Origin of the sequence: Solihabitans fulvus, from assembly GCF_008386585.1 — a bacterium.
In the GTDB taxonomy this organism is placed as follows: Bacteria; Actinomycetota; Actinomycetes; order Mycobacteriales; family Pseudonocardiaceae; genus Solihabitans; species Solihabitans fulvus.
The window spans coordinates 1-1,140 of the sequence record NZ_VUOB01000142.1 but is presented as its reverse complement, the minus strand read 5'-3'; the positions used below and the strand labels follow the sequence as shown (position 1 = coordinate 1,140).

Sequence of the window (1,140 nt, the reverse complement as noted above, 5' to 3'; positions counted from 1 at the left end):
GTCTGGGCCAGGGCGTGGCGCAGGTCGCCGGCGCTGTAGGCGGTATCGGCCAACACTGTGACCGGGGTGTGCTCGCCGGCCAGCAACTCGCCGGCCACGACGGCTTCGTGGTGATCGGGTCCGGCGCCGGGCCGCAGTGTGGCCGCGGTGATGATGCCCGTGTCCGGCTCGACCGCGAGGTGGGCTTTGTAGCCGTCCTGGTGGTGGGCGCGGGTTTTGTGGACGTGCCGGGACTGGGGGTCCACTGTGGAGATCACGCGGTCGGGGGCGGTGCGGTGGGCGATCTGCCAGCGTCCGTCGGTGCCGTCGGAGTCCTGGGCGGGTTCGACGTCCTGGCCGGCGACCAGCGCGAGGATGCCGACCGCGTCGGCCGCCCGGGGCCCGAGTTGCTGGTCGGGCAGGTGTCCCAGCAGCCGCAGGGCGTCCCCGACCAGGGCGTCGACCAGGGCTTGGCGGGCGGCGTGGTCGTTCCAGGCGATGCGGGGCTTGCCGGGGTCGGTGTAGTCGTGGCCGGTGCAGTGGGAGGCGGCGACCCGCGCGGCGTCGGGGACCTCGCGGATGACGCGGCGGATCGCGGCGATCAGTTGGGTGACGGTGTCTTGGGTGGCCACCGCGTCATCGAGCACGGTGGAGTCCAACGCGCGGCGTTGTTTGCCGGTCAGTGCCTGGGTTTGGGCGACCACGGCGCGGATGGTGTCGAAGATCCGGTCGGGGTGGGTGGAGCGGGCCAGGCGGTGCCGGAAGTAGGTGAGCAGGGAGGGGTCGAACGCGGGGTCGTGCAGGCCCAGCCCGCAGGCGGCTTTCCAGCGCAGGTCGCAGCGCAGTTCCTGGACGGTGTCGAAGTCCGATAGGCCGTGCAGGGTTTCCAGCAGGATCGCCGCGGCCAGGGTCTGGGGTGGGTAGCTGGGGCGTCCGTTGGGGCTGGGGTACATGTCGGCGAACAGAGATGCGGGCAGCAGGGTGTCGCGGTGCTGGGCCAGGAACGCGAACACGCTGCCGGCTGGGATCAGCTCGCGGCAGGTCTGCCACACGTCTGGTCCTACGGGGCGGGTTGGTGGGTGTCCCTGCATGTACTCGAACCTGGCACCAAGTCCCGCCCCGCGAGCAGGGCCAGAAACAAGATCTTCAGGACACTTCTAG

At 71.1% G+C, this 1,140-nt stretch carries 1 protein-coding gene; it reads right to left on the bottom strand.

The window, feature by feature from the left end:
* Window positions 1–1,070 (bottom strand): transposase (locus F0L68_RS40830; RefSeq protein WP_149855287.1); only part of this gene is annotated, 1,070 nt, incomplete at its 3' end.
* Between the last annotated feature and the right edge of the window lie 70 nt (window positions 1,071–1,140).